This is a genomic window from Nocardia sp. NPDC055165, assembly GCF_053606985.1.
The window spans coordinates 45,725-72,668 of the sequence record NZ_JBSGSS010000016.1; the positions used below are offsets into that span (position 1 = coordinate 45,725).

24 protein-coding genes, 1 tRNA gene and 1 other RNA gene are annotated in these 26,944 nt (G+C 67.8%); 13 read left to right on the forward strand and 13 right to left on the reverse strand.

The window, feature by feature from the left end:
• Positions 1-6 precede the first annotated feature (6 nt).
• Positions 7-789, reverse strand: coding sequence for a queuosine precursor transporter (locus tag ACWFRF_RS27700; RefSeq protein WP_378994446.1), 783 nt, complete (start codon positions 787-789; stop codon positions 7-9).
• A gap of 274 nt (positions 790-1,063) precedes the next feature.
• Here ACWFRF_RS27700 and ACWFRF_RS27705 point away from each other — a divergent pair, with 274 nt between their 5' ends.
• Positions 1,064-1,654, forward strand: a complete 591-nt coding sequence (locus ACWFRF_RS27705; protein WP_452452993.1) for a DUF4190 domain-containing protein — start codon at positions 1,064-1,066, stop codon at positions 1,652-1,654.
• 69 nt (positions 1,655-1,723) lie between these two features.
• On the opposite strand, the gene ACWFRF_RS27710 is transcribed toward ACWFRF_RS27705, so the two are convergent.
• The 3 genes from ACWFRF_RS27710 to ACWFRF_RS27720 are packed head-to-tail and all read right to left on the reverse strand — an operon-like array spanning position 1,724 to position 3,895.
• The gene (locus ACWFRF_RS27710) at positions 1,724-2,434 is read right to left on the reverse strand and encodes an RDD family protein (protein WP_379313426.1); all 711 of its coding nucleotides are present in this window, start codon (positions 2,432-2,434) and stop codon (positions 1,724-1,726) included.
• A 45-nt stretch (positions 2,435-2,479) separates the two neighbouring features.
• The gene (gene gluQRS / locus ACWFRF_RS27715; RefSeq protein WP_379313424.1) at positions 2,480-3,400 is read right to left on the reverse strand and encodes a tRNA glutamyl-Q(34) synthetase GluQRS; all 921 of its coding nucleotides are present in this window, start codon (positions 3,398-3,400) and stop codon (positions 2,480-2,482) included.
• A 9-nt stretch (positions 3,401-3,409) separates the two neighbouring features.
• On the reverse strand, positions 3,410-3,895 hold the full coding sequence (locus tag ACWFRF_RS27720) for a DUF309 domain-containing protein (protein WP_378994438.1): 486 nt from the start codon (positions 3,893-3,895) through the stop codon (positions 3,410-3,412).
• 420 nt (positions 3,896-4,315) lie between these two features.
• On the opposite strand from ACWFRF_RS27720, the gene ACWFRF_RS27725 reads away from it, so the two are divergent.
• Complete coding sequence (locus ACWFRF_RS27725; RefSeq protein WP_378638552.1) at positions 4,316-4,525, forward strand: DUF397 domain-containing protein; 210 nt, start codon at positions 4,316-4,318, stop codon at positions 4,523-4,525.
• A gap of 96 nt (positions 4,526-4,621) precedes the next feature.
• Positions 4,622-6,052 carry a wax ester/triacylglycerol synthase domain-containing protein gene (locus ACWFRF_RS27730; protein ID WP_452452995.1) on the forward strand — a complete coding sequence of 477 codons (1,431 nt, stop codon included), beginning with the start codon at positions 4,622-4,624 and terminating at the stop codon, positions 6,050-6,052.
• 21 nt (positions 6,053-6,073) lie between these two features.
• On the opposite strand, the gene ACWFRF_RS27735 is transcribed toward ACWFRF_RS27730, so the two are convergent.
• Both ACWFRF_RS27735 and ACWFRF_RS27740 read right to left on the reverse strand, forming a co-directional pair.
• Positions 6,074-6,556, reverse strand: a complete 483-nt coding sequence (locus tag ACWFRF_RS27735; RefSeq protein WP_379313421.1) for a helix-turn-helix domain-containing protein — start codon at positions 6,554-6,556, stop codon at positions 6,074-6,076.
• Positions 6,557-6,823: 267 nt separating this feature from the next.
• Positions 6,824-7,468 carry a helix-turn-helix domain-containing protein gene (locus ACWFRF_RS27740; RefSeq protein ID WP_378994432.1) on the reverse strand — a complete coding sequence of 215 codons (645 nt, stop codon included), beginning with the start codon at positions 7,466-7,468 and terminating at the stop codon, positions 6,824-6,826.
• Positions 7,469-7,847: 379 nt separating this feature from the next.
• On the opposite strand from ACWFRF_RS27740, the gene ACWFRF_RS27745 reads away from it, so the two are divergent.
• Positions 7,848-9,299 carry a threonine/serine exporter family protein gene (locus ACWFRF_RS27745; protein WP_378994430.1) on the forward strand — a complete coding sequence of 484 codons (1,452 nt, stop codon included), beginning with the start codon at positions 7,848-7,850 and terminating at the stop codon, positions 9,297-9,299.
• Between the two features lie 39 nt (positions 9,300-9,338).
• Here ACWFRF_RS27745 and ACWFRF_RS27750 read toward each other — a convergent pair whose 3' ends face one another.
• The 3 genes from ACWFRF_RS27750 to ACWFRF_RS27760 all read right to left on the reverse strand — a co-directional run bounded on the left by ACWFRF_RS27750 (position 9,339) and on the right by ACWFRF_RS27760 (position 11,172).
• On the reverse strand, positions 9,339-9,767 hold the full coding sequence (locus ACWFRF_RS27750; protein WP_378638566.1) for a DUF5994 family protein: 429 nt from the start codon (positions 9,765-9,767) through the stop codon (positions 9,339-9,341).
• A 263-nt stretch (positions 9,768-10,030) separates the two neighbouring features.
• Positions 10,031-10,115, reverse strand: a tRNA-Ser gene (locus ACWFRF_RS27755).
• A 67-nt stretch (positions 10,116-10,182) separates the two neighbouring features.
• Positions 10,183-11,172 (reverse strand): hypothetical protein, encoded by a 990-nt coding sequence (locus tag ACWFRF_RS27760; RefSeq protein WP_378994428.1) that lies wholly within the window; start codon positions 11,170-11,172, stop codon positions 10,183-10,185.
• A 153-nt stretch (positions 11,173-11,325) separates the two neighbouring features.
• Between ACWFRF_RS27760 and ACWFRF_RS27765 the strand changes: the two genes are divergently transcribed.
• From ACWFRF_RS27765 to ACWFRF_RS27775, 3 genes are all read left to right on the forward strand, one after another.
• On the forward strand, positions 11,326-11,892 hold the full coding sequence (locus ACWFRF_RS27765) for a TetR/AcrR family transcriptional regulator (RefSeq protein ID WP_378638571.1): 567 nt from the start codon (positions 11,326-11,328) through the stop codon (positions 11,890-11,892).
• Between the two features lie 26 nt (positions 11,893-11,918).
• Positions 11,919-12,013, forward strand: an RNA gene (ffs, locus tag ACWFRF_RS27770) — signal recognition particle sRNA small type.
• Positions 12,014-12,177: 164 nt separating this feature from the next.
• Positions 12,178-13,461: an aminotransferase class I/II-fold pyridoxal phosphate-dependent enzyme gene (locus ACWFRF_RS27775; RefSeq protein WP_449970070.1), complete on the forward strand. Its 1,284-nt coding sequence runs from the start codon at positions 12,178-12,180 to the stop codon at positions 13,459-13,461.
• Between the two features lie 40 nt (positions 13,462-13,501).
• Here ACWFRF_RS27775 and ACWFRF_RS27780 read toward each other — a convergent pair whose 3' ends face one another.
• Complete coding sequence (locus ACWFRF_RS27780; protein ID WP_452453104.1) at positions 13,502-14,308, reverse strand: methyltransferase domain-containing protein; 807 nt, start codon at positions 14,306-14,308, stop codon at positions 13,502-13,504.
• 76 nt (positions 14,309-14,384) lie between these two features.
• On the opposite strand from ACWFRF_RS27780, the gene ACWFRF_RS27785 reads away from it, so the two are divergent.
• From ACWFRF_RS27785 to ACWFRF_RS27795, 3 genes are all read left to right on the forward strand, one after another.
• Positions 14,385-14,963, forward strand: a complete 579-nt coding sequence (locus ACWFRF_RS27785) for an HhH-GPD-type base excision DNA repair protein (protein ID WP_378994424.1) — start codon at positions 14,385-14,387, stop codon at positions 14,961-14,963.
• A gap of 105 nt (positions 14,964-15,068) precedes the next feature.
• Entirely contained in the window at positions 15,069-15,773 is a 705-nt protein-coding gene (locus ACWFRF_RS27790; protein WP_378638579.1) for a hypothetical protein, read from the forward strand.
• Between the two features lie 365 nt (positions 15,774-16,138).
• Entirely contained in the window at positions 16,139-17,419 is a 1,281-nt protein-coding gene (locus ACWFRF_RS27795) for an ROK family transcriptional regulator (RefSeq protein WP_378994422.1), read from the forward strand.
• A gap of 61 nt (positions 17,420-17,480) precedes the next feature.
• On the opposite strand, the gene ACWFRF_RS27800 is transcribed toward ACWFRF_RS27795, so the two are convergent.
• The gene (locus ACWFRF_RS27800; RefSeq protein ID WP_387445940.1) at positions 17,481-19,103 is read right to left on the reverse strand and encodes a DUF2207 family protein; all 1,623 of its coding nucleotides are present in this window, start codon (positions 19,101-19,103) and stop codon (positions 17,481-17,483) included.
• 278 nt (positions 19,104-19,381) lie between these two features.
• On the opposite strand from ACWFRF_RS27800, the gene ACWFRF_RS27805 reads away from it, so the two are divergent.
• On the forward strand, positions 19,382-20,293 hold the full coding sequence (locus tag ACWFRF_RS27805) for a neutral zinc metallopeptidase (RefSeq protein WP_378994418.1): 912 nt from the start codon (positions 19,382-19,384) through the stop codon (positions 20,291-20,293).
• Between the two features lie 225 nt (positions 20,294-20,518).
• Positions 20,519-21,568 carry a neutral zinc metallopeptidase gene (locus ACWFRF_RS27810; protein ID WP_379317949.1) on the forward strand — a complete coding sequence of 350 codons (1,050 nt, stop codon included), beginning with the start codon at positions 20,519-20,521 and terminating at the stop codon, positions 21,566-21,568.
• On the opposite strand, the gene ACWFRF_RS27815 is transcribed toward ACWFRF_RS27810, so the two are convergent.
• The gene (locus ACWFRF_RS27815) at positions 21,565-22,842 is read right to left on the reverse strand and encodes an ammonium transporter (protein ID WP_452452997.1); all 1,278 of its coding nucleotides are present in this window, start codon (positions 22,840-22,842) and stop codon (positions 21,565-21,567) included. The genes ACWFRF_RS27810 and ACWFRF_RS27815 overlap by 4 nt on opposite strands.
• Before the next feature lie 66 nt (positions 22,843-22,908).
• Positions 22,909-23,733, reverse strand: coding sequence for a hypothetical protein (locus ACWFRF_RS27820; protein WP_452452998.1), 825 nt, complete (start codon positions 23,731-23,733; stop codon positions 22,909-22,911).
• A 445-nt stretch (positions 23,734-24,178) separates the two neighbouring features.
• On the opposite strand from ACWFRF_RS27820, the gene ACWFRF_RS27825 reads away from it, so the two are divergent.
• The gene (locus ACWFRF_RS27825; RefSeq protein ID WP_452453000.1) at positions 24,179-26,914 is read left to right on the forward strand and encodes a DNA polymerase III subunit gamma and tau; all 2,736 of its coding nucleotides are present in this window, start codon (positions 24,179-24,181) and stop codon (positions 26,912-26,914) included.
• Positions 26,915-26,944: the final 30 nt, after the last annotated feature.

A 26,944-nucleotide genomic window follows, 5' to 3' on the forward strand; every position in this document is an offset into this window, starting at 1 on the left:
TGCGGACTAGTCGTGCAGCGCGTCGACCTTCGCCGGAGCGTAGGTCGGTTCGGTCTTCTTGAGGACGGCGATGACGCGGTAGGTGATCGGCATGACCAGCACCTCGCACAGGGTCTTCCACAGGAAGCCCACGATGACGTAGTTGATGAACGACTGCCAGGTGTTGATGCCGATGGCGGTAGCGGCGATCGAGCAGAAGATCAGGGTGTCGGCGAACTCGCCGACAACGGTGGAGCCGATCAGGCGAGCCCACAGGTGCTTTTCCTTGGTGCGCTCTTTGATCAGTACCAGGGTGGCCGAGTTCAGCAGCTGACCGACGAAGTAGCCGGCGAGACCGGCGAGCACCAGCTGAGGGGTGGTGCCGAGGACCGTGCGGAAGGCTTCCTGGTTCTCGTAGAAGCCCGCGGGGGGCAGCTGGATGGCGATGTAGAAGCAGGCGACGGTCAGCAGCAGCGCGGCGAAACCGGTGTAGATGGCGTGGCGGGTGGCGCGGAAGCCGTAGACCTCGCTGAGCACGTCGCCGAGGATGTAGGCCAGCGGGAACAGGAAGAAGGCGCCGTCGGTCGCGATCGGCAGGATCTGGATCGGGCCCAGCATCACCGAACTGTCGGTGAAGAACTCCACACCTTTAGTGGCGCAGATATTGGAGATGATCAGCGTCGCGGTGAACAGGGCGACGATTACCGGATAGAACCCCCGCGCAACCTGGGCGAATGCCGCATGTTCCGGCGCGGGGTGCCCAGATTCAGCTGGTTTGTCGAGCGAGTTTGTATCAGTCACGAGCCCCATTCTCCCAAGAAACACCCCGTCCACTACCCGGGCCCGCTAAACCCGATATGTCTCTACCCAAAGGGGCCCGCCCCGATCTGGACTGACCGGAGGGTGCGACGAAGGAGTACCCGGAGGGAGGGAAGATCGGGGCCTCCAGGGCCCCGCTCGAGCGCGCCAGCGCTCCAAAAACACAGCCCGTACACTACCCGGGGCCGGTGCGCCCGGTATGTCCTCTTCCCGCCTCGAAACGCCCAGCGTTCCACGGAACACCGTTGTGGAATACCCTGTAGCAATGACGAATCCCGGCGATTCCGACGAGTGGTGGAAGCAGTACGGCGGCTCCGGCGTGTCCCCGGAGTCCGGCGCGCCGGGTTCGGTGCCGCAGCATCCGACCGCCCAGCCGTCGCAGCCTTCCCAATATCCGTCGTCGCCGCAGTATCCCCAGCAGCCGGCGCCGCCCCCCTCGCAGCCGCAGTACCCGCAGCAGCCGTCGCAGCCGCAGTACCAGCAGCCCAATCAGCTGCCGTACCCGCAGCAGCCGCCCGCTTACGGGCAGCAGCCCGGCTACGGCGGCTATCCGGCGGCGGGCGCGTACCAGCCCTACGGGCAGTACCCGCAGCCGCAGGGCACCAACGGTCTGGCGATCGGCGCGCTGGTCTCCTCGCTGATCGGGCTGTGCAGCTGCGGTGTCGGCGCGATCGTCGGGATCATCCTCGGCGTGATGGCGCTCAACCAGATCAAGGAGCGCGGCGGCGAAGGTAAGGGCATGGCGCAGGCAGGCATCTGGATCGGTGTCGCCGCGATCGTGGGCTGGATCCTCTACATTCTCTTCTTCGTGGTGCTCGGCATCGCCGGTGGACTCGACTCGTCCACGACCTACTGATCTCACAACGAAACAGGGGCGCTTCCGGATTCCGGAAGCGCCCCTGTTGTTTTCGTCAGGTGTGGGGAATCAGCCCTTGACGACCTGCGTGCCGCCGGCGAACTTGTCGTGCCAGCCCTGCTTGTTCGGGTCGTTGCTGATGGTGACCGCGATGTAGATCGCCAGGCCGGTCGTCACCAGGCCGCCGAGGCAGTAGACCACCATCGGCGCCAGGAAGATGTTGCGCTTGAGCGAAGCCTCGGGGGTGAGCGTCGGCGCACCGCCGGGAGCGAGCACGCGCAGGCCGAGCAGCTTCTTGCCGAGAGTGGCGCCCTGCGTTACCTCGAGGCCGACGTTGTAGCCGACGAGCGCGATACCGGCGAGGAGCCAGATAACGATGCCGCCGAGGAAGGGGCTGTCGATGAAAGCGAAGCTGAGCCCGATGTTCACGAAGAACATCGGAATGCCGACGATCGCACCGTCGATCGCGCGCGCACCGAGGCGGATTCCCAGGTCGGCGGCCTGTACCCCGCCGAAGCCCTGCTGCTGACCGTACTGGCCCTGCTGCGGGTAGGGCTGCTGCTGACCGTACGGGTCCTGCCCGTAGGCCGGCTGCTGCTGGCCGTAGGGGTCCGGCTGGCCGTAACCGGGCTGGGGTGCGCCGCCGTGTCCGGGCTGGCCGTACGGCTGCTGCTGGCCGTAGCCGGGCTGCGGCTGCTGCTGGCCGTAGGGGTCCTGGCCGTAGCCGCCGGGCTGACCGCCCTGCGGGTACTGGTTGGGGTCGTAACCACCGCTGGTCATAATCTCAGTCCTCGTTTTGATCTTCTAGATCGGTCTATGCGTACGTTACGGACATCCCTCTGGTCGGAACAACCCGATAGGCTCGAGTATCCATGGTTTCTCGGGGATACGCGCTGGGTCGAAAACATCGCGCAGCTCGCTAGTCGTCCGCGCGGAATACCCGAGTGACTCCGCGATCGCCGCCACCACGTCTCCGGGCGTGTGGCCCAGGGCACGTTGGTTCGAAAGGCTCACGGCGCCATCGCGTTTCGCCAGCCGCTTGCCTTCCTCGTTGAGCACGAGCGGCACGTGGGCGTAGGTCGGGGCGGTGAGTCCGAGCAGTTCCGCGAGATACGCCTGGCGCGGGGTGGACGGCAGCAGATCGTCGCCGCGAACCACCTGGTCGACGCCCTGGGCGGCATCGTCGACGACGACGGTGAGGTTGTAGGCCGGGACACCGTCGCCGCGGCGCAACACCAAATCGTCGACAGCGCCCCGATATCGGCCGTGCAGTAGGTCGGTGATCTCGTACTCGGTGACGTCGGCGCGCAATCGCACTGCGCCGACGCGTCCTTCAGCCCGCTTGGCCGCGCGCTGGGCGTCGCTGAGCTCACGGCAGGTGCCGGGGTAGGCGCCCATCGGCCCGTGCGGCGCGGTGGCGGCCTGCTGGATTTCGCGTCTGGTGCAGAAGCATTCATAGGTGCGCCCGGCTGCGGTCAGTTCGGCCACAGCGGCCGCGTAGCTCGGCAGCCGTTCGGATTGGTAGACCACGGGGCCGTCCCAGTCGATGCCGATCGCGGCAAGGTCGTCGAGCTGACCCGCGGCGGCGCCGGGCCGGACCCGGTCCAGATCGTCGACGCGGATCAGGAACTCGCGCGCGGAAGTTCGCGCGAAAAGCCAGGCGAGTACCGCGGTACGCAGGTTTCCCACGTGCAGCTCGCCCGAAGGGCTCGGCGCGTAGCGGCCCGCGCCTCGACTCGTTGGCACTCCACGATCCTAGGTGGGCTCGCGGCACAGCCGCGTACGTAGCCGCTCCTCGGCGATGCCGTCGCCGGCATCGAGCGCGTCGAGCAGCTCCCGCGCGTGCGCGATCAGTCCGGCGCGGTCGACATCGTGCTGCTGGGCATTCGCCGGGTAGGACCCGAGTCGCTCGCTCGCCCGGCGCAGTAGAGTACCCGCGCCTTTGGCGTTGCCGCGCTGGATGTGGGTGAGGCCGACGGCGTATTGGGCCAGCCCTTGCCAGAGCATCCGTTCGGCAACCGGCCCGTTCTTCCATGCCGCCTCCAATACCTCGTGGGCATTGAATGCCAATCCGTCGTCCAGCAGTTGCTGAGCGAAGGTGAGAGTTTGCTGGGGTCCGAGGTCGAGGTCGTCGGGAATTCGGGCGACTCCGGCACTGCCGGGGGGCAGCGGTCGGCCGAGTCGATCGCGGGGACGGTCGTTACGGGCACGACCTGCGGTGTCGCGGTCACGGGAGATCATTCCCCCATGATCCACGCCTGCCCTCGATGGTGCTCATGTGACTGCTGAGGTACTCGAGAAATTGACGTATCACGGACTAATCACATGGAAGTAAATGGGGATGTGTCAACCAGATCGGGAATGGGTAAGGAGCCTGGCAATGCCTCCGCAAACGTGAAGCTTCGCAAGGTTGGCAAAACGATATGGGAAAGCAAATTCTCTTCCGCAACATTGCGGAAGACCTGCTAGTGTTTCTTCCGCGGGGGCAGCCCCCGGAGGCGGAAACGCCTCGATGCGCTGGTTCGTGCCGGTCGGTTGCGCGCGCCGTGTGGCAGTGCCTTGTGTGCCACGAAGTAACTCATCGGTCGCGCCGGATTTCGGAATGTTGCAACGATTCCAGGAGTTATCCCCTCTTCTCGATGAACCAAAGGAGCAAGTGCCGTGGAAGTTGATGTAACCGACGCTGTGTGGCGGAAGAGCACCTACAGCGGACCCGATGGGAACTGCGTCGAAGTAGCCTTTCTCGCCGGCGGCGACATCGCCGTTCGTGACACCAAGGATCGTGGTCGCGGACCCGTACTGGCCTTCGGTCCAGGGCAGTGGCGAGCCTTCCTCGCCGATGTCACCGCGGGAGAGTTCGCGCGGGGCTGAACCGCGAGATGCATCTCGAATGGGCAATACCGGCCCCGAGTCGAGCGGACTCGGGGCCTTCTCAGTGATCTCGGCGGGGTGGCCTATCGTGGCCGGATGACCACGATGGCCGCGCGTGACGCGACGATGTACTGGCTGTCGCGGCGCACCGCCAACGACGTGTTCCTGCTCTACTCTTTCGCCGAAACCGATTCCGCCACCGACGAACTCCGCGCTTTCATCGCCGCGCGCGCCGCGCGCATTCCGGATCTGCGGATCCGGTTGCAGGAGATTCCGGGCGATCTCGGCTACCCGCGCTGGGTTCCGGCCGAATTCACCTCCCAGCAATTCGTGCACCACAGGCCGGACGGCCTGTCGTGGCAGGCGTTGCTCGCGGATCTGGGCGAACTCCTGGGAACCGGTGTCGTCGCTACCGAATTTCCGTGGCGTGTCCATGTTTTCCGGTCGGTTCACTCCGCACCACGGTCGGCCGCGCCCGTTGTGGTGGTGGTGCTGCAACTTTCGCACGCACTGGCCGACGGCACCCGTGCCGCCGCCATCGCGCGAGCGCTCTTCGGGATGGCTGTGGATGAAGCTGTTGTCCACAGCACACCCGATGTGCCTGTGGACAACTCGGCAGATCACCCGGTCGGACCTGGTGAAACTTCTGCACAGCCTGTGGATTTCTGTGGACAACCCTGTGGATGGATCGCTCGGCGGGTCGATCCGAGAGTGCTTGGGGTGCTGCGTCTTCCCGCGCAGGTCGCCGCGACGGTGTGGCGCGGGCGGGCCGCGTACCTCGCGCAGCGGGAATTGGCGGACCGGACGGCCGCCGGTGAGGTACCCGCGGCCACAACCGGGTTCGCGCCCTGTGCGCTGAATCCGGCAACCGCGGTCGACGGTCACACCGTGAGAATGCTCGTCGTCGATGCGGACGACCTCCGCATTCCGGGCAAAACCGTCACTGTTGTTGCGCTGACGGCGATTTCGCGGGCGCTGGTCGACTATCTCTCGCAGCGAGATGAGCAACCGGAACGGCTGGGTACCGCACTACCGATGGCACTTCCGGGGCCGAGCGCGGCCCGCAACAACTACCGCGGACTGTCCATCGACCTGCACATCGACGAACCCGACCTGCGTACGCGCGCGAACCTCATCGCCGATGAACTCGCTGCCCGCCGCGAACGAGCGCTGAATCCGCTGCTCTCCGCACAGGATCGAGTCGGCGATGTCGTCCCCGCGGTGCTGGCGGTGCGTGATATCGAACGGGCCGAACTGGACAATGTCCCCGCGGCGCTCGATGGCAATACCGTCGTGTCCAGTGTGTATCGCGGGCCGGCCGATCTCGCCTTCGCGGGTGCCCCGGTCCTGTTCACAGGGGGTTTCCCGGCCCTCGGTACCGTCATGCACCTGACTCACGGTGTCCACGGGATCGGCGAAACGATCACGCTGTCCGTGCATTCCGATCCGCGGGTGCTGTCCGATCCGGACCGCTACCTGGAATTGCTCGCCGTCGCGCTCGATGCGGTCGTCGCCGCGCACCGCTGATCCGCGGGGCAGGACCAGTTTTCACCGAGGTCGACCGTGGCCGACGCTGTTTCCCGCGCGATCGAGCTCCGCGCCCACCGCGAGCAGCGCCGAGTGCAAGGCCGTCGCCGGGTCGGTTCCCGCGGCTTCACCCTCGATCACGCCGTCGATCCGGAACGGGCAGAAGTATCCGGTTCCGCTGTCTCCCCGGTGTGGTCGCCCGATCTCGATCAGCGGGCCGGTTCGATGCGCCGCGGCGATCGCCGTCGCGAGGGCCGCATCGGCAGCTCGCGGATCACGTCGACGAGTGCCTGGCAGCGCGGGCGTCGATTGCGCGTGTACCCGCTCGTACCACGCGATCACCTCGAAAGACGCGGCTCGCGTGCCGGTTTCGTAGTGTCCCAGCGCCGCCCTGCTGTACGGAACGCGCGCGGCCAACGCCGCCAGCGACAACCCCGACTCTTCCCGCAATCGCCGCAACCGAGCTCCGACGACGCCGTTCCCCTGCTCGCCCCGACTGGACATGGGCTCATCGTAGAGAACTGTAGACGTTTGTAGACGCTTTTTGCTGTCCAAAAGGTCTTGGCGGCGACCATACTTTCTCGTGGCGGCTCGGCGACCACCATACCGCGCCACTCGTGCAAGCACTGACTCGTTCGGAGGGGAACCGATGGAGATCTATCTGTGGATTGCCGTGGGGCTGTTCGTGTTCGGGGCGCTGAGCCGCTACCTACTACTCACACCGCCCGCCGAACGCGGGCGCCCGAGCGTCGCCGAGATCAGGCGGCGGCTTCAGGCCGAGCGCGAGGGACCCGGCCACGACTCGACATTGCCGTCGGTGCGCAGCATTTCCGCCAGCAGCTTCTCGGCGTCGGATTTCTCCCGCGCCAGCACGCTCCAGCCGCGTACCAGGCCGTCGGGGCCCGATTTCGTCGTCCACGAGCCGACGGCATGAGCACCCTGGGGATGCAGCGAGTAGTAGATGGTGCCGACCGGGAACGCGATGTCCATGCCGCGCATCCAGCCGGTGAGCGCCTCGCCCTCCCAGACCCGCATCTCGCCACGTACCTGGGCGACCGGATCGGCTTCGGGCGCAGGCGGTTCAGCGGCCGAGTCGAGCATCAGATGGTCACCCTCGTGCCGGATGGTCACCGCCGCTACCTCGACCTCGTCCGCGTGGTTCGCCGGTTTCTGCCAGGCTGCCCACCAGTCACCCGCCAGGTCGACGCGGTTGTCGACGATGCCCGCCAGCTCCGCCAGCGAGACCTGCAACGCGTCGGCCAATCGGACAGCGACCGGCAGTGTGGGCGATTGCTCCTCGGACTCGTACCTGGTGATCTGGCGCGAGCTCACCCCGATCGCGGTGGCCAGCGCGGGCTGCGAGAGCCCGAGCAGCCTGCGCCGCTCCTGGATCACCTTCCCCGTCCCGGTGTTCATACAGTCATCGCCTCCATTGCCTGCCCCTCCCGTCACACCCTGCTGGACACTTCCGCACCAGACCCGCCGACATCGCGGGCCGCCGCCCTCCGCTACGAAGGCCACTGGCGCGCCGCACATGCCGACTGTCTGGCCGATTCTTCCATTTCTTCGCTCCAGCAGGCCCGTTTCGTGCTGACTCAGCACAACGGATGCGGCCCGCGCTGCCTACAGCACCTGGCGGCGACGGCCTACAGCACCGGATTGATCGACGACATCTGACCCTACGGCGCGACCTCGGACGTCGTCACCGTTCGGCTACCAGCGAATCCGGACCCGACACGTTGACGAACTGATTGCGAGACGGCGAAGGTGCTGCGATCGCTATTACCGTCGAGGTATGAGTGTGGACCCCTTGGCGGAAGGCGACGGCGCCACCATCCTCGAACGCCCAGGTCTGCGCCAGCGATGGTGGCGTTTGCGCAGGCCGTTCGTCCTGCCGTCACAACGGGCCACCGCCGACAACATCGTCGCCGCACCCACCCCGCTGCAACCGATCGACCTCGCCGACGACGCCGAGGTGTCGCAGGTACTCGACCTGGCCGTGCGCGTGGGTGAGGTCGTCCTCTCCGCGGGTACCGGTGTCGGTGACACGTCAGCGCAGGTCCGCTTCATCGCCTCGACCTACGGTCTGAACAGCTGCGATATCGACGTCACCTTCGACGCGATCCGTATCTGGGCCGACCGTGGACCCAGCCTGCCGCCGGCCAGCGATATGCGCGTCGTGAAGTACCGCTCGCTCGACTTCACGCGGTTGGCCGCGGTCGACCGGCTGACGCGCCGCATTCGCAGCCAGATCGTCCCCGTCGACCAGGCGCACGCCGCCCTCGACGAACTGATCTCGTCGCGCCACCCCTACCCGCGCTGGGTGTCGACGGCGGGTTGGTCGCTGCTGGCGGCGGCGATCGCGGTGCTGCTCGGCGGTGGGTTCGTTCTCGCCGCGATCAGTTTCGTGAGCACCGCGGCGATCGACGTGGTGAACCGGTACCTGCATCAGCTCGGTCTGCCGATGTTCTTCCAGCACATGGTCGGTGGTGTCATCGCCACGATCCCGGCCATCGCGCTCGCCTCGATCAGCGACCACTGGCGTTCCGACGCGGCGCTGATCGTCGCGGCGGGCATCACCGTGCTGCTGTCCGGTCAGCAGTTGGTGGGTTCGGTGCAGGATGCCATCACCGGCGCGCCGATCACCGCGGCCGCCCGCATGCTCGAAGTGGTGATGATGACCGGCGGCATCGTCGCGGGCATCGGTCTGGCCCTGCGGATCTCGACGATGATGGGGATCGCGGTGCCCGAGATCGCGGCCAGCGCGGGCCGCGACACCGATGATCTGGCGATCAAGCTGGTGGCCGGTGCGGTCGCGGCGATCGCGTTCGCGATGGCCTGTTACGCGGAGCGGCGGGCGCTGTTCGCGGCCGGGCTCAGCGGTGCGGGCGGCACCATGGCCTTCCTCGGCGCGCAGGACATCGGGTTCGGGCCGGTGGTGTCCGCCGGCCTGGCGGCCACGGTGATCGGCCTCGCCGGTGGTCTGATGGCGCGTCGCGCGCTCACCCCGCCCCTGGTCGTCGCGGCGGCGGGCATCACGCCGCTGCTGCCGGGTCTGAAGGTATATCGCGGGCTGTATGCCCTGCTCGAGGACGAAACGCTGCTCGGTTTCGGGCAGATTCTCGGGGCGTTCGGTGTCGGCTGCGCGCTGGCCGCGGGCGTCATCCTGGGTGAATGGTTCGACCGGTTGCTGAGTCGTCGTGGTGCGCCGCGCGACTTCGATCCGTCGTTCACCAGCGACCGATGAGGTAGGTCGGCGAAGTTCAGATCTGCACGAGGGTGCTGGTCAGATCTGCACGAGGGTGCGTGGCCCGTCGGCGGCCGTGTCGGCGGGCGCCGGGTCCTGGATGCGTGGTTTTCCTGCCGCCCAGCGCATCTGGCTGCGCGCTGCGGGTGCCTCGGTGGCCGCCGGGATGACCAGCAGCGCGAGCGCGGCGCCGTTGCTGCCGACCACGTGCATGATGCGCGCGGCCTGGTCGTTGCGGGCTGTGCTGTCGCCGGATTCGCTGGTGGTCCAGTCGAATCCGAGCCGGGCCAGCTTGCCGATCCGCGGTCCGACCGCGGTCACCAACTGGTGCAACTCGGTCATCGGCTGGTCGGTTCGCGGCCACCAGGCGCCGTCGATCGGCCCGGTGGTGGCTGTGCGGTCACGCAGCATCAGCCGGATCGGCCCGGACGCGTCGCGCCCGATGCTCGTTTCAGGTGATGTATTCACTTCGTTCTGTACTTTCTGATTTCTGTGCGATCGACGCGCTCGTGGCATCGACCGGCGCGATCCGAACTCCGGACCGGCGCGAAGGCTGGGTACCCACTGGACTGCGTCGGCACGCACATCTGTGTTGGGGCGGCGACGACGGTATGTGGGTGTGGTGGGGGTCTCCCGCACCATCGGGGCTCACTCTACGGATGCCCACTGACAGATCCACCGATTAAACGAACAGGGCCCCGACCGGCGAACCGATCAGGGCCCTGCTGTTGCGGAGGATAGGGGATTTGAACCCCTGAGGGCGTTAACCCAACCCGCGTTCCAGGCGAGCGCCATAGGCCACTAGGCGAATCCTCCGTGGAGCAGCATAGCGGGTCGCAGGGGGTCGATGCCAAACCGGGCCCCCGCGACCGCTTCTGACCTGCTACTTCTTCAGAGCGGCCAGTACCTTGCGGACCTGGGTCTCGGCGGCGGTGCGCATGGCCGCCTTGTCGACGGTGCGCATCGTCGACACCTCGATCTCCACCTTCACCGAGATGTTGCTGTCGTGCGCGGCCACCACGACGGAGTAGTCGCTCGGGATGGAGCCGTAGGTGTGCTGCTCGCTGGCGTAGTACGCCTCCGTGCCGAGGCCGCTCACCGGGCCGTGGTCGTAGTCCTTGCCGGTGGTCTTGGTGTCGTAGCCCTTCCAGCGCGCGTAGTCGGACTCGGTCTCGCTCTCGGTCTTGAACTCGACCTCGAGACCCAGGGCCGCGTCGTTGGCGTTGCGGCCCGACTCCTGGTTCTTGGCGTCGCAGTCGTAGGAGCCGCCGCCGATGTACTCCGACGGGCCACGCTCGGTGTGGGTGGTCGTCTCGCGCGTGGACGACCACTGGTTCAGCACGGTGAGATCGACCAGGTCGCAGGCGTTCTTGCCGTCTTTGTAGACGTAGCTACCCGCCCACTTGTCCGGATCGGGTCCGAAGGGGTTGTCGTCGTCGACCTTGTTGGCCGTGAACGCGATCAGCCCGATCACGAGCGCGCCCACCGCCACGATGGCGCCACCGACGATCCACCAGACCGCCTTGTTGCCCGACGAGGGCGGCCGCGGCGGTGCGCCCCATTGCGGCTGCGGCGCTTGATAGGCGCCCGCTTGCGGATGCGCGTACTGCTGCGGCTGCGGGAACGGTTGTGGATTCGCTCCGCTCTGATACGGCCCGGGCGGCGCGGTGTAGGGCTGGGGGTTCGCGCCGCTCTGATAGGGCCCGGGCGGTGCGGTGTACGGGCCGGGCGCGCCGATATTGCCGCGCAGCACTGTCGGGTCGGCTTGGGCGGGGTTCTGACCTGCGCCTTCGCCTGGTCGTTCCCACCATGCGACGGTGGGGTCGGACGGCGGCACACCGTCGCCGGGTGGTCGCTGATTCGGGCCGGTCACGATCGGGCCCCCTCTCCAGTCATGGGGAACACCGAACCCCCGCTGCCGATATCGGATAGATCGTAGCCAGCGTCACCGTCGCCGCGGCGGTTATACGGTTGCGTACACTCGAGTATCGACTGGTCGGATGCGCTCGTCGTCGAGGGATATGAGGTGGAACACGTCGTGGGTACCGCGCGAACGCCCCGGGCCAGATGGGTCGAGGAGGGCCTGGCCGTACTGGCGTCCTCCGGCGTCGACGCCGTGCGGGTCGAGGCGCTGGCCAAGCGCATCGGCGTGACCAAAGGCGGGTTCTACGGTTACTTCGCCGACCGTGACGCACTGCTCACCGCGATGCTCGACGTGTGGGAGAGCGAAGCGACAGACCAGGTGCTCGAACGCGTCGAAACCCTCGACCCGAAGACCAAGGCGCGCGTGGCGGGCCTGCTCACCTTCTCCAGCAATCGACTGCTCCCGATCGACCTCGCGATCCGCGACTGGGCCCGCCGAGACGACGACGTCGCCGCACGCCTTCGCCGCGTCGACAACACGCGAATGGCGTTGCTGCGCGAGACAATCGGCGTGTTCTGCGAAGATCCCGACGAGGTCGAAGCCAGGAGTCTGCTCGCCTTCTGTGCCACCATCGGCAGCCACTTCCTGGCCGCCGATCACGCGGGCCGCACCCGCGTCGAGGTCCTCACGCGCGCCGCCGACCTGCTGTTCGAAGACCGGAATCGCTAGTACCGCGAACAACCGCTACACTGGCCGACGGATCCCGCGCGGCGAGCATCCTGTGAACTCCCCCAGGGCCGGAAGGCAGCAAGGGTCAACGGGCTCTGCCGGGTGCGCGGGGTCCCCTTTAATTTCAGGGGTCCCCGCTCCGACCGATCGGCCTACGCACCTTCGCAGCGTGCGAGCCTGATCCCGGCCCCGATACCCCGCCGATTGCGGGCAATCGCCGGGTAACGTTGCGCCTGTCAGCACGCATAGCGTGCACCCCCTTGCTGCTTCGAAAGGCTGCCCAGGATGCCCCGGCAAACGCAGATCGGTTTGATGAGCCACGAGGAACTCGTGTCCGAGCACGAGTCCCAGACCGCGAAATACGCGACGCTCAAAACTGAGAAGCTCACGCTGGATCTCACCCGAGGTAAGCCCTCGCCGGAGCAACTCGACCTGTCCTCGTCGCTGCTGTCCCTGCCGGGCGAGGGCGACTTCCGCGACGGCTCGGGCACCGACTGCCGCAACTACGGCGGCCTCACCGGTCTGCCGGAACTGCGCGCGATCTTCGGCGAACTGCTCGGTATCCCCGTCGAGCGGCTGCTGGCGGGCAACAACGCCAGCCTCGAGATCATGCACGACATCATCGTGTTCTCGATGCTCTACGGCACACCCGACTCCCCGCGCCGCTGGGTCGGCGACGAGCCGATCAAGTGGCTGTGTCCGGCCCCCGGCTACGACCGTCACTTCGCCATCACCGAGGCGCTCGGCATCGAGATGATCACCATCCCGATGCGCCACGACGGCCCCGATGTCCACGCCATCGCGACGCTGCTGGCGAACGATCCGCAGATCAAGGGCCTGTGGGCGGTGCCGAACTACTCCAACCCCACCGGTGTCGTCTACTCGGAAGAGATTGTCCGCGAACTGGTTTCGCTGCCCGCCGCGGCACCGGACTTCCGGCTGTTCTGGGACAACGCCTACGCGGTGCACCCGCTCACCGATATCGCGGCGCCGGTCGTCGACGTACTCGGCCTGGCCGAGGCGGCGGGCAACCCGAACCGTCCGCTGGTGTTCGCGTCGACCTCCAAGATCACCTTCGCCGGTGCGGGCGTGAGCTTCTTCGGAGCGTCGCAGGCCAACATCGACTGGTATCTGTCGCACGCCTCGAAGAAGAGCATCGGCCCCGACAAGCTCAACCAGCTGCGGCACCTGCGCTTCTTCACCGATGCCGAGGGTGTGCGCGACCACATGCAGAAGCACCGTGCGCTGCTCGAACCCAAGTTCGCGCTCGTGCGCCGCATCCTGGAAGACCGCCTCGGCGCGTCGAAGGTGGCCTCGTGGACCGAGCCCAAGGGCGGCTACTTCATCAGCCTCGACGTGCTCGAGGGCACCGCGGCCCGGGTGATCGCGCTGGCCAAGGAGGCGGGCATCGCGCTCACCGCCGCGGGCTCGGCGTTCCCGTACAGCAAGGATCCCGAGGACAAGAACATCCGCATCGCCCCCAGCTTCCCGCAGCTGCCGGAACTGGAGAAGGCGATGGACGGACTCGCGACCTGCGTGCTGCTCGCGGCCACGGAGAAGCTGCTCTGAGATCGCCTGCGTTGGCGGGGCCTCGAGGCCCCGCCCACGCTCAGTGCGGTTTGGTCACCAGCGTGCCGAACAGGGTGACCGAGATATGGATGTCGCCGCGGTCCGCGCCTGCCTGCAGGTCGGCGAGGAGTTGATCGCGATCGCTCGCGGTGATCGCCCCGCGCAGGGCGGCCAGGTCCGCGATGCGGCGCACCAGCGCTCCCGCGCCGACCGTTCGATCCTGCACCAGTGCGTGTGAGCCGATCTCCTCGACCACCAGGCCGGTGCCGCTGAGCAGGCCGGGGAGGCGTCGGCCCGAGAGCGGATTGGTGGTCGAGGAGATCAGGGTGTCGATCACCGCGCTCACCACCTGGGGGCTGCCGGGATGCACGATCGCGGTCGCCCAGTCGCAGTCCACCACCACCGCGCGCCCACCGGGCCGCAGCACCCTGGCGATCTCGGCCGCCGCCCGCGCGGGTGCGGTGAGGTGCTGGAACACCCGTTCGCACAGCACCGCGTCGAAGGTATCGGTGCCGAACGGTAAGCCGTAGGCATCGCCGGAGACGAAGCTCGCGCTCGACCCGGACTCGATCGCGCGGCGCTGCGCCGAGGCGAGCAGATGCGGATCCGGCTCGACGCCGATCGCGGTGCCGTGGGGCCCGACTTCCTCGGCGAAGGTGAACACCTCCGATCCGGTGCCCGACCCGATGTCGAGCGCGCTCTCGCCGGGCCGCAGCGCCAGCGCGGTGTGACTCCAGGCGCCGAGCGCGCGCATACCGGGTTGGGTGACTTCCAGATCATGAGCGTCGATCAGCTGATCCCGGGCCGCTCGGTCGAAGCGGGCCGGGCGTGGGGTGTAGTCGGTCATTCGCACCGCCAGAGTGGGAGCAGTCCTCGTGAGCATGGACTCAGAGGCTACTGGTGAAATGTGTCACGATGAATGTATGACTCGCACGCTGTGCCTCGCGCAGGAATCCGAGGCCGACGAACTGCTCAGCACCGACGATTTCGCGCTGCTGCTGGGAATGCTGCTCGACCAGCAGTATCCGATGGAGCACGCGTTTCGTGGGCCGCGCAAACTCGCCGAGCGCATGGGCGGATTCGATCTGCGCCGCATCGCCGAAGCGGATCCGGCCGAATTCGAGGAACTCGCGGCCACCCCGCCGGCGATTCACCGTTATGGGCGGTCGATGGCGCGGCGGGCCCAAGCGCTCGCCCAGTATGTGATCGAGCACTATGACGGCCTACCTGCGCAGATCTGGACCGCGGGCGATCCCGACGGCGCGGAGGTGCTGCGCCGGTTGCAGGACCTGCCGGGGTTCGGGGCGCAGAAGGCGAAGATCTTCCTCGCATTGCTCGGAAAACAGCGGGGCGTGCAGCCCGACGGCTGGCGAAAAGCGGCCGGATCCTATGGCGACGACGGGTCGCGACGCTCGGTCGCCGACGTCGTCGATGCCGAAACATTGTCGGAAGTACGAGAATTCAAGAAGCAGGCCAAGGCGGCGGCCAAAGCCTCGAAATGAATTCCTAGTTAAGATCTAGCTGCTTTTTTCCCTCGTCACGAGGGTGGATCTGCTCGAAGCTTGCATCTCGAACAGCTCCACAACAGATGAGGGATTGGCAGTTTTATGAAGATGAGGAAGTTCGCCGTTGTCGCGGCGCTCCTGACCGTGGCTACGGGCATCACGGCAGGCACCGTGAACGCCGCGCCGGCCGAGGAAGCCGCCCCGATCAACTACACCGCCGAGGTCGTCGACGATTCGAAGGCCGTCATCACCACCGATGCCGGCTCGCTGGTCGAAGAGGACGGTGTCTTCAAGATCAAGGCCCCCAACGGCGCCACCCTCGCGGGCACCCCCCTGAGTTTCCGCCTCGACGAGTTCGAGCTGCCGATCGCGGCCGAGATCTCGGGCAACACCGCGACCCTGACCCCGCAGCTGGATCCGGCCAAGGCTGTCTACAAGCCGGTCGCGCTGCCCTACGAGGACAAGGCGCCGTGGAAGACCGAGTACGAGCGTGAGCAGGCTGCCTGGAGCCGTCTGACCTCCACCATCTCGCTGGGTGCCGCGATCGGCACCCTGGTCGGTGGCCTCGGCGGCGCCGCGCTCGGTTGCGTCGCGGGTGCGGCGGGCGGCCTGGTCGCCGGTGGCGTGCTCGGCGCGATCTTCGGCGCCCTCCCCGGCGGCATCGGCGGCTGCGTCGTCGGCGCCACCACGATCGGCGCCCTCGGCGTCATCCTGGGTCAGATCTTCATCACCGCCCCGGTGGCGATCGGTGCTGCGATCCAGTACTTCTCCACGATCTCCGCGCCCTTCAACGCGCCGGCCAAGTAAGTCCGACCGGATCGTCGAAACCCTCTGCGGGAACTCGGTTCCCGCAGAGGGTTTCCCCCGTTTGTACCCATTGCGCCTGTCGTGTGCCCCCGCTGACCTGCGGCGATGATGTGCCTCAGCGCACAATTCGCCGGTTTGGCTTGGATGGGTCGGGATTAGGTGTTAACTTGATTGTTATGTCCAGCAACCATCTCCCCGCCCAGCGGGTCACGTACGTGACCGCCGCTCTGGGCTTGCGGTTGCCGTTGACGCGCGAACTGTGTCGTTCCTGCTTCTGCAGCTGAGCCCTTCAGGTTCGCGAGCTGCCACGCCCCACGTGTAGGCAATCCCGTTGGGATAACGGGATTTTTGGCAAGGAACTTCATATGTCTGCTCCCATCATCGATCGCCCCGTCTCCCGGACGGGCGCCGGTCGCCCTCGTGTTTCCCGCCCCGTTGTGCCGCCGGAGCTGCGGCGTAGCGACAACCCCGCCGCAGCGGTGCTGCGTACCGCGGCCTCCGGTCCGGTCTCGCGCGACAACGCCGCGCGAGCAACGGGTTTGAGTATCGCCACCGTCAATCGGCAAGTGGCGTCGCTGCTTTCGGCCGGACTGCTGCGTGAGCGGCCCGATCTGACCGCCGCGGGCGCGGTCGGTAGGCCGCGGGTGCCCTTCGAGATCGATCACGACGCCTACCTGACGCTGGGCATTCATATCGGCGCCGAGGCGACGAAGATCGTCGCCGCTGATCTGCGTGGCCGCATTCTCGGCGGGCTCGCCATCGCCACACCGCAGACCGGGCAGGAATTCGCGGTCACCACCGTCGCGCGCAGCGCCAAGGCGTTCCTGCAGCGGTGGCATCGGCGGACGCCGCTGTGGGCGGGTGTGGCCATCGGTGGGCGGGTGGATCCGCAGAGCGGTGTGGTCGACCATCCGAAGCTGGAATGGAAGGGTGCGCCGATCGGGCAGGTGCTCGGCGATGTGCTCGAGCTGCCGGTTTCCGTCGCGCCGCACGTCGAGGCGATGGCTGCCTCGGAGCTGCTGCTGCCCACCTTCGACGCGCGCAGGCCCGAGCCCGATACCGAACTTCCCGCTGCCCAGCACGGCAGCAGCCTCTACTTCTACGTCCGTGAGACCGCGGGCATCGCCGTCACCCTCGACGGCCGGGTACACACCCCGAGCAACGGGCCTGGGTCGATCGCGCATCTGCCGACGGGCTCCGATGTGCAGTGCACGTGCGGCCGGCGTGGATGCTTGGAAGTGACCGTCGGTGATCGGGCCCTGCAGGCTCGGGCTGTCGGTCGCGGAATCATCCCGGCGCACAACGGGACTGCCGGGACCACGATCAATGATCTGTATCGGGCGGCCGAGTCCGGGTCCGAATCGGCGCGGGAACTGCTCGCCGAGCGGGCGACGATGCTCGGACAGACTGTCGCGCTGGTTCGCGACATGCTCAACCCGGATCGAGTTGTGCTGGGCGGTCAGGCGTTCACGGGGTACCGGCCCGCGCTGGGGCATGTGGCTCGCTCGTTTTCGCAGAGCACGCAGTTGGCGGCCACCGATATCCGGATCAGTGGATTCGGGGGGAAGGTCCAGGAGTTCGCGGCGGTGGTTACTTCGCTGAGCGCGCTGTACGCGGATCCGTTGGCGGCTATCCGCCGGGTGTGAGAACCGAGAAAGGCCCTGCGACTCTTCATGAGTGGCAGGGCCTTTTCGTATGCCGGGTCGCTCAGCGCGGGTTGAAGGCGCCTTCCAGTGCGGTGATGAAGAACGGGAACTGGGCGGCGAAGCGGTGGAGGTTGGGGTCTCGGTCGTAGCCGGCGAACCAGTAGAGGCCGGGCTGTGAGTCGGCTGCGGGGTTCATGTCGCGGAAGGTGCGGATCCAGTTGTCCGCTCGGCCGCTGATCACCGTGTAGGGGAGGGCGCGGGAGAAGATCGTCTCCTGGTCGATGGGCGGGATCCGGTCGCGCACGACGGTGTCGAGACCACGGTGCATCGCGCGGATTCGGCCTGCGACGGTGTCGCCGAGTGGGGTTCGGGTGGGGAGGTAGTTGGGGAGCAGCATCGCCGCTCCGCCTGCCAGGGCGATGGCCACGCCGACCAGGGCGTGCCCCGCGGTCAGGGCGAGGGTGACCGTGATGATCAGGCCGAGGGCGATCAGGGCGGCGCCGATCCAGCGGGGGAGCGCGCGCTGTTTCGGATCGGCGAAGGCGCCGGTGGCGACGGCGTCGTTGCGCATGGCGGCGCGGATCGGGTCCAGTTGCAGGCGGCCGGGGGCGCGCAGTTCGCGGACGGCGACGGTGTCGGTGCCTTCGGGCAGCAGCATGTCGTAGACGGTGCGCTCGTATTCGCGCAGCTGGTCGTCGGGGGCGTTGACGCGGCTGATGCGCCAATCGTCTTCGCCCCGCGCGTTCACGGGGGTGATCCACAGGTAGCGCCGGACGGCGAGATCGACGACGGTGGCGGCGATGTCGACCGGATCGGCGTGTTCGTCGATGATCAGGCCGGCCTCGCCGGGGAGCACGCCGTCGGGGGAGGTGAACTCGACGCGGCCTGCCTGCTGGATCAGCGGATCGAAGGTGTCGCTACCCGCCACCGCGGCGGCAGCCCGCTTCCGCGCCAGCAGTACGTAGGCGATCATGCCCGCCAGCGCGAGCAGGAAGGCGCCGAAGGCCGCGAGCACGGGGGTGGTGAAGGCGAACGGGCCCGTACCGCCGCCGCGCACATCGGCATTCGCGGGCACGGTGCCGGGCGGCATCTGCAAGGTGAGGTCGATGGCATCGCCCTTGCGCAGGTCGGTCTGGTGCAGATACAGCACGCCGTCGGGTTCGGTGTGGACATCGGCGCACGGCTTGGCATTGCCCGCCGAGCCGAGTTTGCAGTCGACGATGCCCATTTGGAAGCTCGGGCTGATCACCGAGACGTCGAGCACGGCGATATCGGCGTTGAGCACGCCCAGCCAGTGGAACACCTGCGTGCCCGGCATGTCGGAGACGGTGTTGTGCACCGTATACGTGAACTTCGATTCGCCCGGCTTCGCCTCGACGACGAACTGGTCGTTGACAGTGGTGGCGGTGCCCGTACCGCTCGCGGTCACATCGGTGACCTTGAAGACCCGTTCCACGTCGTCACCGACCTTGAGGCGCAACGGCAGCGACATCGTGAAATTTCCGTCGGCGGGTACCGCGACAGTTTCGATGACTTCGAGCACACCGGTTTCGGTGAGCGTGAGGTCGGCGGTGATCGAAACACCGGAGGTGGAGGGCTCCGTATGGGCTACCGGCGCGGCCACGAGCAAACCCGCCGCAGCGAGCAGCAGCGCGCCAGCGGCGCCCCCCCGAAAAGTCAGCATGGGTGCTTACTCTAGACAGCTTGCTATTCTGCGTCAGCGGCTGTCGACGACTCATGAGACGAGGGGGGTACGGGGGAGTGACTCAACCACCGTACGGTTATGGGCCGAACGGCCCAGGTGGACGACCGGTTCCACCACCCCCCGGCTATGGTCCGCCCCCGGGATACCGGCCACAACCGGGATACGGGCAGCCGGGTTATCCACAGCCGCAGGGCTATCCACAGGGTTATGGGCAGCGTCCGGCGTATGGTCCGCCGCCGGGTTACCGCCCGCCGCCGATGCCCTACGGGCCGCCGGGCAGGCCGACTCCGCCGCCGCGTAAGCGGGGCGGTGGCTTCACCTCGGCAATCCTGGTCGTCATCTTCCTGCTGGTCGGCGGGCTGGTGAAGTACGCCGTCAATACCGGCGTCGACCTCGGGATCGGCGCGATCGGTCCGAAACCGACCACTACCTATACCCCGCAGCCCGGGACCGCGCCCGCCGCGACCGGCGACAACCCGCTGCTCACCGACTCCGACGGCACCCTGGTCCCGGCATCGTGCAATTACGCGCCGTGGGGCACGCAGGTGGACAAGGCGCGCGCCTTCTTCGAGTCGGCCGCCAAGTGCCTCGAGTCGGCATGGAAACCGCTGCTGGCGGAGAACAATCTGCCCTTCGAGTCGCCGACGCTCAGCGTCACCGCGACCACCGACGGCATCACCACCCCGTGCACCGGGTCGACGAGCAACTTCGCCGCCTTCTACTGCCCGGCGAACAAGACCATCTACATGCCGATCAGCCAGCTGCAGACCGAGCAGTTCCGCGACAACTGGGTGGTGTACCTCTCGGTGTTCGCGCACGAGTACGGCCACCACGTGCAGGCCCAGTCGGGCATCCTGCGCAAGGCCAACAGCGAGCGCGTCGACGCGGGCGCCCGCTCGGCCAAGGGTCTGGAGCTCTCGCGCCGAGTCGAGTTGCAGGCCAACTGCTTCGACGGCATGTTCATCGCCTCCTCGAAGGGCGGTGGTTCGCTGACCTCCTCGCAGGTCACGGTCGCCACCAAGGATTCCTACGGCCGCGGTGACGGCCCCGGCGACATGCGCGACCACGGCACCGCCGAGCACGGCGGCCAGTGGTTCGAAACCGGCCTGGACCGCAACCTCACGGCCCAGTGCAACACCTTCACCGTCGCTGCGAGCGAAGTGAACTGAGGCATCCCGACTCTCCGCGCCTGCCGGGCTCGGGCGCCACACCGGTAGCGTGAGCGGCCGACGGCGGGGCGCGGGGTGAGTCAGCCCGTTCCCGGTGAGCTACCCATGTCCGTGCGTGACCAGTTGTCAGGTGATTCTATGTATCCCCCGCCTCCTCCGCAGCCGCCGTACGGTAGGCCCCTGCCGCCACCGTATGGCGGGCAGATGCCGCCGTATGGGGGACAGATGCCGCCGTACGGACAGCCGGCGATGCCGCCCTACGGCAGACCGTTGCCGCCGCCTTACGGCTATGCGCCGCAAGGGTATCCGCCGCCGCGTCGGGGTGGTTCGGGTGCGGTCGGTGCGGTGTTGACGGTGTTGACCGTGTTCGGGGTCATCGGGTTGCTGGTCGCCGCGGTGGCCCTGTCCGATCAGAGCTCGCCGGGCTCGGTCGCCAAGACGACGCCGCCGAGTTTCACCTACAGCTCGAATTCGCCGGTGCCGACCACGAATCCGACGACAGCGCGCGCTACGACCACCGCGCGCACCACGGCGCCGACAACGACCAAACCGGCGGGGCCGCAACCTGTTATCGCCCTCGGTCAGCATCCGCTGTTCAGCAACGACGACGCGGGCCTGACGAACATGGACTGCGATCTGCCGCGCTGGTCGACCGCCGCGGCGGTGGCCAAGGCGTTCTTCGCGGCGGCTCAGGTGTGCCTCGATCAGATGTGGCGGTCGAATCTGACCGCCGCGAATCTGCCCTTCCAGAGCCCGGGTCTGGTTGTCGCGGAACAGCCGTCGCAGCTGTCGTCGCCGTGTGGTGGTTCAACCAGCGACGCGTTCTACTGCAGTGCTTCGAGCACCATCTACATGTCGACGGAGGGGTTGGTGCTGCACAACACCCCGTATCCGCCGATGGAGGCGCTGTCGGTCTACGCCCACGAATACGGTCACCACATCCAGGGGCTCACCGGCCTGATGCAGGCCTCGTCGAACCAGCGTCGCGAGCAGGGCACGATGTCGGCGGGCGGGCTGGAGACCTCGCGTCGAATGGAGCTGCAGGCCAGCTGTTTCGGCGGCATGTACATCGGTTCGTCGGAAGCAGGCGGTTCGTGGACCTCGCAGGAGGGCTACGCCGCGGTGAAGCACAACTACAACCGCGGTGACGGCGACGGCCGCCACCGCGATCACGGCACCCCGGACCACAACGGCAACTGGTACAACCAGGGCTACTCGAAGAACCGCAATTTCGAATGCAACACCTGGTTGGCACCAGACGACGAGGTCAGTTAGTTGCCGTAGTGGCCCTCGCCGAAGCGGCGGGGCGAGGAGCCGTGCACCCCTTCGGCATAGGCGGTTTCGGCGTGGAGGGCGAAGTCGATGCCCGCTGTTTCGTCTTCCTTGCTCACCCGGAAACCGATGATCTTGTCGATGCCCTTGCCGAGTACCCACGAGACCGTGAAGGCGTAGGCCGCGACCACCAGGACCGCGACCAGCTGCTTGCCGAGCTGGGCGAGGCCGCCGCCGTAGAGCAGCCCGTTCACGCCGCCGGTCATCACCTGGGTGGCCAGCAGGCCGATCAGGACCGTGCCCACGATGCCGCCCACGAAGTGCACGCCGACCACGTCGAGCGAATCGTCATAGCCCGCTTTGTGTTTCCAGCCGACCGCGAACGAACACACCACGCCGGCGGCCAGGCCGACCAGCACCGCACCGAGGGTGTTCACCACGCCGCAGGACGGGGTGATCGCGACCAGACCGGCCACCGCGCCCGAGGCCGCACCGAACGTGGTGGGCCTGCCGTCGCGGATCTGTTCGACGATGAGCCAGCCGAGCATGCCGAGACTGCCCGCGACCAGGGTGTTCAGGAAGACCGCCGCCGCGGTGCCGGTGGCACCCAGCGCGGAGCCCGCGTTGAAACCGAACCAGCCGAACCACAGCAGACCGGCGCCGAGCAGCACGAACGGCAGGTTGTGCGGACGCATCGCATCGATGTTGAAACCGATGCGCGGTCCGAGGACCAGCGCCAAGGCGAGGGCGGAAGCGCCGGAGGCGATCTCGACCACCAGCCCGCCCGCGTAGTCGAGCGCGCCGAAGTTCAGCAGCCAGCCGTCCGGTCCCCACACCCAGTGCGCGATCGGCGCGTACACCGCCAGCGTCCACAGCGGAACGAACACCATCCAGCCCGCGAACTTGGCACGGTCGGCGATGGCGCCGGAGACCAGGGCGGCGGTCAGGATCGCGAACGTCAGCTGGAAGGTGACGAACAGCAGTTCCGGAATGGTGCCGCGGACGGAGTCGGGATTGATCCCGGCCAGCCCGAGATGCTCGAGATCGCCGATCAGGCCACCACCCGCGTCGTCGCCGAACGCGAGGCTGTAGCCGGCGACCAGCCAGACCACGGTGACCAGCGGGATCGCGATGAAGCTCATCATCAGCATGTTCAGCACGCCGGTCGAGCGCACCATCCCGCCGTAGAACACGGCCAGTGCGGGCGTCATCAACAGCACCATGGCGGTGGCCGCGAGTAGCCAAGCAGTGGCCGCCGGGTCGATCGTTGCGGGCACGGTAACTCCTTTCACGCGTGGATGCGTTGCGAGAAAGTTACCGAACACTCACCACGGATGGCGGCGCTAGCCCCGGTTTTCCTTGGCCAGCGCCCGCACGCCGCGCTTGCCGGGAACGGGCAGGTCATCGCCGTCGGCGAGCCACTCGGCGGTGGTGAGCCAGCGGCGCTGGGCATGCGCGTCGGCCACGTCGAAGAACAGGCGGCGGCCGCGATCGTCGCGCGCGTCGCGGGCGAGCACCGCCCAGCTCGGCGGCTTGCCCCGGTCGGTGGTGTGTTCCACGACGAAGCCCGCGACCAGCTTGCCGATCATGTTGACCGGCTTCTGCGAGACCCGGTTGCCGTACTTGGTGGTGTGCCAGCGCCGCGCCGGGCACAGCGAACCGGGGCTCGCGTTCGAGGCGATCCACCCCGCGCGCTGTGCCCGCTCGATCAGCCACAGATGCTTGACCGCCGACGGCGCGATCTCACCCACCCGTTCGGCGATGAGCGTGCAGACCTCGGCATCGGCGAGGATATCGCGCCTGGTGGGGCCGATATCGTGGTCGGTCCAGTGCGCCGCGGCGAGGCGGGCAAGCACGCGCCCGAACTCGTCGATGCTGCGCTGGGCGCGACGGCCGAGCCGCTCGATCCGCTCGGCCTCGCGGCGCATCTCGTTCTGCGCGGTGAGCGTGCGAATGGCCGCCATCGTCGGCACCTGCCCGCGTTCGAGCAGTTGCAGGATGGCGTCGGCGGTCGCCGGGTCGGCTGCGGCAGCGACGGGTAACGAGTCGCGTTTGATGTCGAAGTCTTGTGGGCTGATCGCCCGGCTCAGTAGCCCGACTGCGGCGTTGTCGCCGGCGAAGTCGGTGTGGGCGAGCCAGGCGGTTGCGATGTCATCACACGACAGCACGGTGAAACGTTCCTCCGGTCGGTGCGGTGGGGGAGCGATCGGTGCGCGAAGGTTGTGCCCCGGTCGGGATGAGGGACCGGCCGGGGTCACCAACCTGATGAAGGTTTGGCCACCGAAGTTGCCGAGATCCACGGTAGCCAGGCACTTGCGCCGCTGTCACGACCGTTCATTGTTTCGTTACATCCGGTAAGGGGCCGTCAATCGGGGAATTGGTTTGGATTACCGTGGCAACCAGTATCAACAGACTGTTCGATGGCGGATTCGCCACGTGTGTGGCAGTCGATAGCTCAGCCGTTGCGCCTAGCGGCACGCTTTGCACCTACGCTCCATACCGCGAAATTCAATGTGATTTATATCACATCATTATCAAGGCTTCGTTACCGCGCGCGGGTACAGTGCCAGCCGCCGATAAACCCTGTCGGACACTCTCGGTAGCCTGTGGGTCGTGGCTCTGTACCGGAAGTATCGACCGGCGACATTCGCAGAAGTAGTGGGTCAGGAGCACGTCACCGACCCGCTGAGTACAGCGCTGGATACCGGACGGATCAGTCACGCGTATCTGTTCTCCGGGCCGCGTGGTTGCGGTAAGACGTCGTCCGCGCGCATCCTCGCGCGGTCGCTGAACTGCGTGGACGGGCCGACGTCGACCCCGTGCGGCACGTGCTCGTCGTGTGTGGCGCTCGGGCCGGGCGGCTCGGGCAACCTCGACGTGATCGAACTCGACGCGGCCAGTCACGGTGGTGTCGACGACACCCGCGAGCTGCGCGATCGCGCCTTCTACGCGCCCGCCGAGTCGCGCTACCGCGTGTTCATCGTCGACGAGGCGCACATGGTCACCACGGCCGGTTTCAACGCGCTGCTCAAGATCGTCGAGGAACCGCCCGCCCACCTGATCTTCATCTTCGCCACCACCGAGCCGGACAAGGTGCTGCCGACGATTCGCTCACGCACGCACCACTATCCGTTCCGGCTCCTGCCGCCCGCCACCATGCGCGGACTGCTCGGCAAGATCTGCGAGCAGGAGCACGTAGCGGTGGAGGAGGCGGTGTACCCGCTGGTCATCCGGGCCGGTGGTGGTTCGCCGCGCGACAGCCTGAGCGTGCTCGACCAGCTGCTGGCCGGCGCCGGGCCGGACGGTGTCACCTACCCGCGCGCGGTCTCGCTGCTCGGCGTCACCGATGTGGCGCTGATCGACGACGCCATCGACGCGCTGGCTGCCGATGATGGTGCGGCCCTGTTCAACACGGTCGATTCGGTGATGGAAGCGGGCCACGACCCGCGCCGGTTCGCCGTCGACCTGCTCGAACGGCTGCGCGACCTGATCCTGTTGCGCGCGGTCCCCGATGCCGCCGACCGCGGCCTGGTCTCCGGTCCAGGCGACGTCCTGGAAAGAATGCGTGACCAGGCCGAACGTCTGGGCCCCGCCACCCTCACCCGCTACGCCGAACTCCTGCACGAGGGCCTCGGTGAAATGCGCGGCGCCACCGCCCCGCGCCTGCTCCTCGAAGTGATCTGCGCCCGCATGCTCCTGCCGTCGGTGTCCGACGCCGAGTCGGCCACCCTGCAACGGCTGGAACGGCTGGAACGCGGATTCGCGAGCGGATCGGCCCCCGCGCCCGCCCGCCCGGGGCCTGCGGCGGGTGAGTCACCCGCCGAACGCCCGGCCGTCCCGGCCGCCCGTGGCCGCCGAGGTGCGGAACTTCTCGCCGCCGCGCGCGCCGAGAAGGAAGCGGCGACCGGCGGATCGTCGGCATCCGGCGCCGCGAGCCCTGCTGTCGCGGAACAGAAGACCGCGGCCCCGGCCACACCGCCGCCACCCGTGACGTCCGCGCCGAGTGTGTCCCCGACAGTGTCTGCACCCGGTTCGCCGACCGCACCGCATGCAGCGGCCGCGCCGCAAGCCCCAGTGACGTCCGCACCGAGTGTGTCCCCGACAGTGTCTGCGCCCAGTGCGCCGACCGCACCGCAAGCATCGGCCACGCCGGCTGCACCGCAAGCGCCGACCACATCACCCGAGCAGGCAGCGCCGACGGCACAGTCGGCGCCGACCGCATCACCCGAGCTGGCAGCGCCGACGGCACGGTCTGCGCCGACCGCATCACCCGAGCTGGCAGCGCCGACGGCACGGTCTGCGCCGACCGCATCACCCGAGCTGGCAGCGCCGACGGCACAGTCGGCGCCGACCGCGCCACCCGAGCAGGCAGCGCCGACGGCGCAGTCCGCGCCGACGGCACCGCCTGCGCAGCTCGAGCCCTCCGCGCCGCCCATCGATTCCGGGCACAGTGCCGTTGACATCTCGTCGGAAGGACTCGCTTCCCAGCGGCTCGCGGCAGATTCTCCCGAGGTCGAGGCGACCCGTCTGACCGGCAGCGGCTCGCCCGCCGCCGACATCGACTCGATTCCGGAAGCGGTAGCACCGCAGGTGGATTCGCCGGTTCAGCCGGAACCCGAACTGGGTGAAGCCGAAGCGCCGTCGCGGGTCGAGACTGCTTCTGCGCAGGTGGAGCCGCAGGTCGGCGCGGCACCCACCGAGGATCTGGTCGGGATCGTCGATGCCGCGTGGCCGGAGATCAAGGGCAGGGTGCGGGAGTTCGGGGCTACCTTGCAGGCGCTGTTGTCGGGGGCGGCGGTGTCGCGGGTCGAGGGCGAGGTGATCGTTTTCGCGCATCCGGCCGCGCCGTTGGCGCAGCGGTTGTCCGATCCGCGCAATATCGAAGCAGTGCGTTCGGCGGTGCGGGCCGTGCTCGGGCGTGAACTGGATGTGCGCTGGGAGACCGGTGCGCCCGCGCCGCGACCCGCGCCCGCCGCCAAGGCCGGGCCCGCGCGGGGGCCGGGAAATCCGGAGGGTAAGCCCGCGGGACGCCCCAAGTTCTCGCGGCCGAGCCAGGCGGCGGGCAACCAGTCGCCGAACCGGGCGAACCGGCCTGCCGACGACGACATTCCGCCGCCGGATTTCCCTGACCTCCCCGACGACCCCGGCCCGGACGAGGGGTCCGAGTCCCGGTCCGGTGGCGATTCCGCGCGCAGCGCCGCCGTTCTCGCCCCGCCGACCCCGGAGGAAGAACGGGAGATGCTGGCCGCCGCCGCGGTGCCGGTGGCTCCCGGTGACCGTCAAGACCCGGACGAGGTCGCGCTGGCGTTGCTACGTGAACAGTTCGGAGCAAAGAGTCTGGATGGTTGACAGCCACCGTCCGTACCGCGTTAAGTTAAC

What these genes read in the sequence shown, in the direction of transcription:
- ACWFRF_RS27730 (WP_452452995.1), top strand. Translation starts at nt 4,622, where the DNA reads ATGACCACGATGGCCGCGCGTGACGCGACGATGTACTGGCTGTCGCGG.
- ACWFRF_RS27710 (WP_379313426.1), bottom strand. Translation starts at nt 2,434, where the DNA reads ATGACCAGCGGTGGTTACGACCCCAACCAGTACCCGCAGGGCGGTCAG.
- ACWFRF_RS27735 (WP_379313421.1), bottom strand. Translation starts at nt 6,556, where the DNA reads ATGTCCAGTCGGGGCGAGCAGGGGAACGGCGTCGTCGGAGCTCGGTTG.
- ACWFRF_RS27800 (WP_387445940.1), bottom strand. Translation starts at nt 19,103, where the DNA reads ATGCTGACTTTTCGGGGGGGCGCCGCTGGCGCGCTGCTGCTCGCTGCG.
- ACWFRF_RS27810 (WP_379317949.1), top strand. Translation starts at nt 20,519, where the DNA reads ATGCCGCCGTACGGACAGCCGGCGATGCCGCCCTACGGCAGACCGTTG.
- ACWFRF_RS27805 (WP_378994418.1), top strand. Translation starts at nt 19,382, where the DNA reads ATGCCCTACGGGCCGCCGGGCAGGCCGACTCCGCCGCCGCGTAAGCGG.
- ACWFRF_RS27795 (WP_378994422.1), top strand. Translation starts at nt 16,139, where the DNA reads ATGTCTGCTCCCATCATCGATCGCCCCGTCTCCCGGACGGGCGCCGGT.
- ACWFRF_RS27785 (WP_378994424.1), top strand. Translation starts at nt 14,385, where the DNA reads ATGACTCGCACGCTGTGCCTCGCGCAGGAATCCGAGGCCGACGAACTG.
- ACWFRF_RS27775 (WP_449970070.1), top strand. Translation starts at nt 12,178, where the DNA reads ATGCCCCGGCAAACGCAGATCGGTTTGATGAGCCACGAGGAACTCGTG.
- ACWFRF_RS27700 (WP_378994446.1), bottom strand. Translation starts at nt 789, where the DNA reads ATGGGGCTCGTGACTGATACAAACTCGCTCGACAAACCAGCTGAATCT.
- ACWFRF_RS27790 (WP_378638579.1), top strand. Translation starts at nt 15,069, where the DNA reads ATGAAGATGAGGAAGTTCGCCGTTGTCGCGGCGCTCCTGACCGTGGCT.
- ACWFRF_RS27780 (WP_452453104.1), bottom strand. Translation starts at nt 14,308, where the DNA reads ATGACCGACTACACCCCACGCCCGGCCCGCTTCGACCGAGCGGCCCGG.
- ACWFRF_RS27740 (WP_378994432.1), bottom strand. Translation starts at nt 7,468, where the DNA reads ATGAACACCGGGACGGGGAAGGTGATCCAGGAGCGGCGCAGGCTGCTC.
- ACWFRF_RS27705 (WP_452452993.1), top strand. Translation starts at nt 1,064, where the DNA reads ATGACGAATCCCGGCGATTCCGACGAGTGGTGGAAGCAGTACGGCGGC.
- ACWFRF_RS27720 (WP_378994438.1), bottom strand. Translation starts at nt 3,895, where the DNA reads ATGATCTCCCGTGACCGCGACACCGCAGGTCGTGCCCGTAACGACCGT.
- ACWFRF_RS27745 (WP_378994430.1), top strand. Translation starts at nt 7,848, where the DNA reads ATGAGTGTGGACCCCTTGGCGGAAGGCGACGGCGCCACCATCCTCGAA.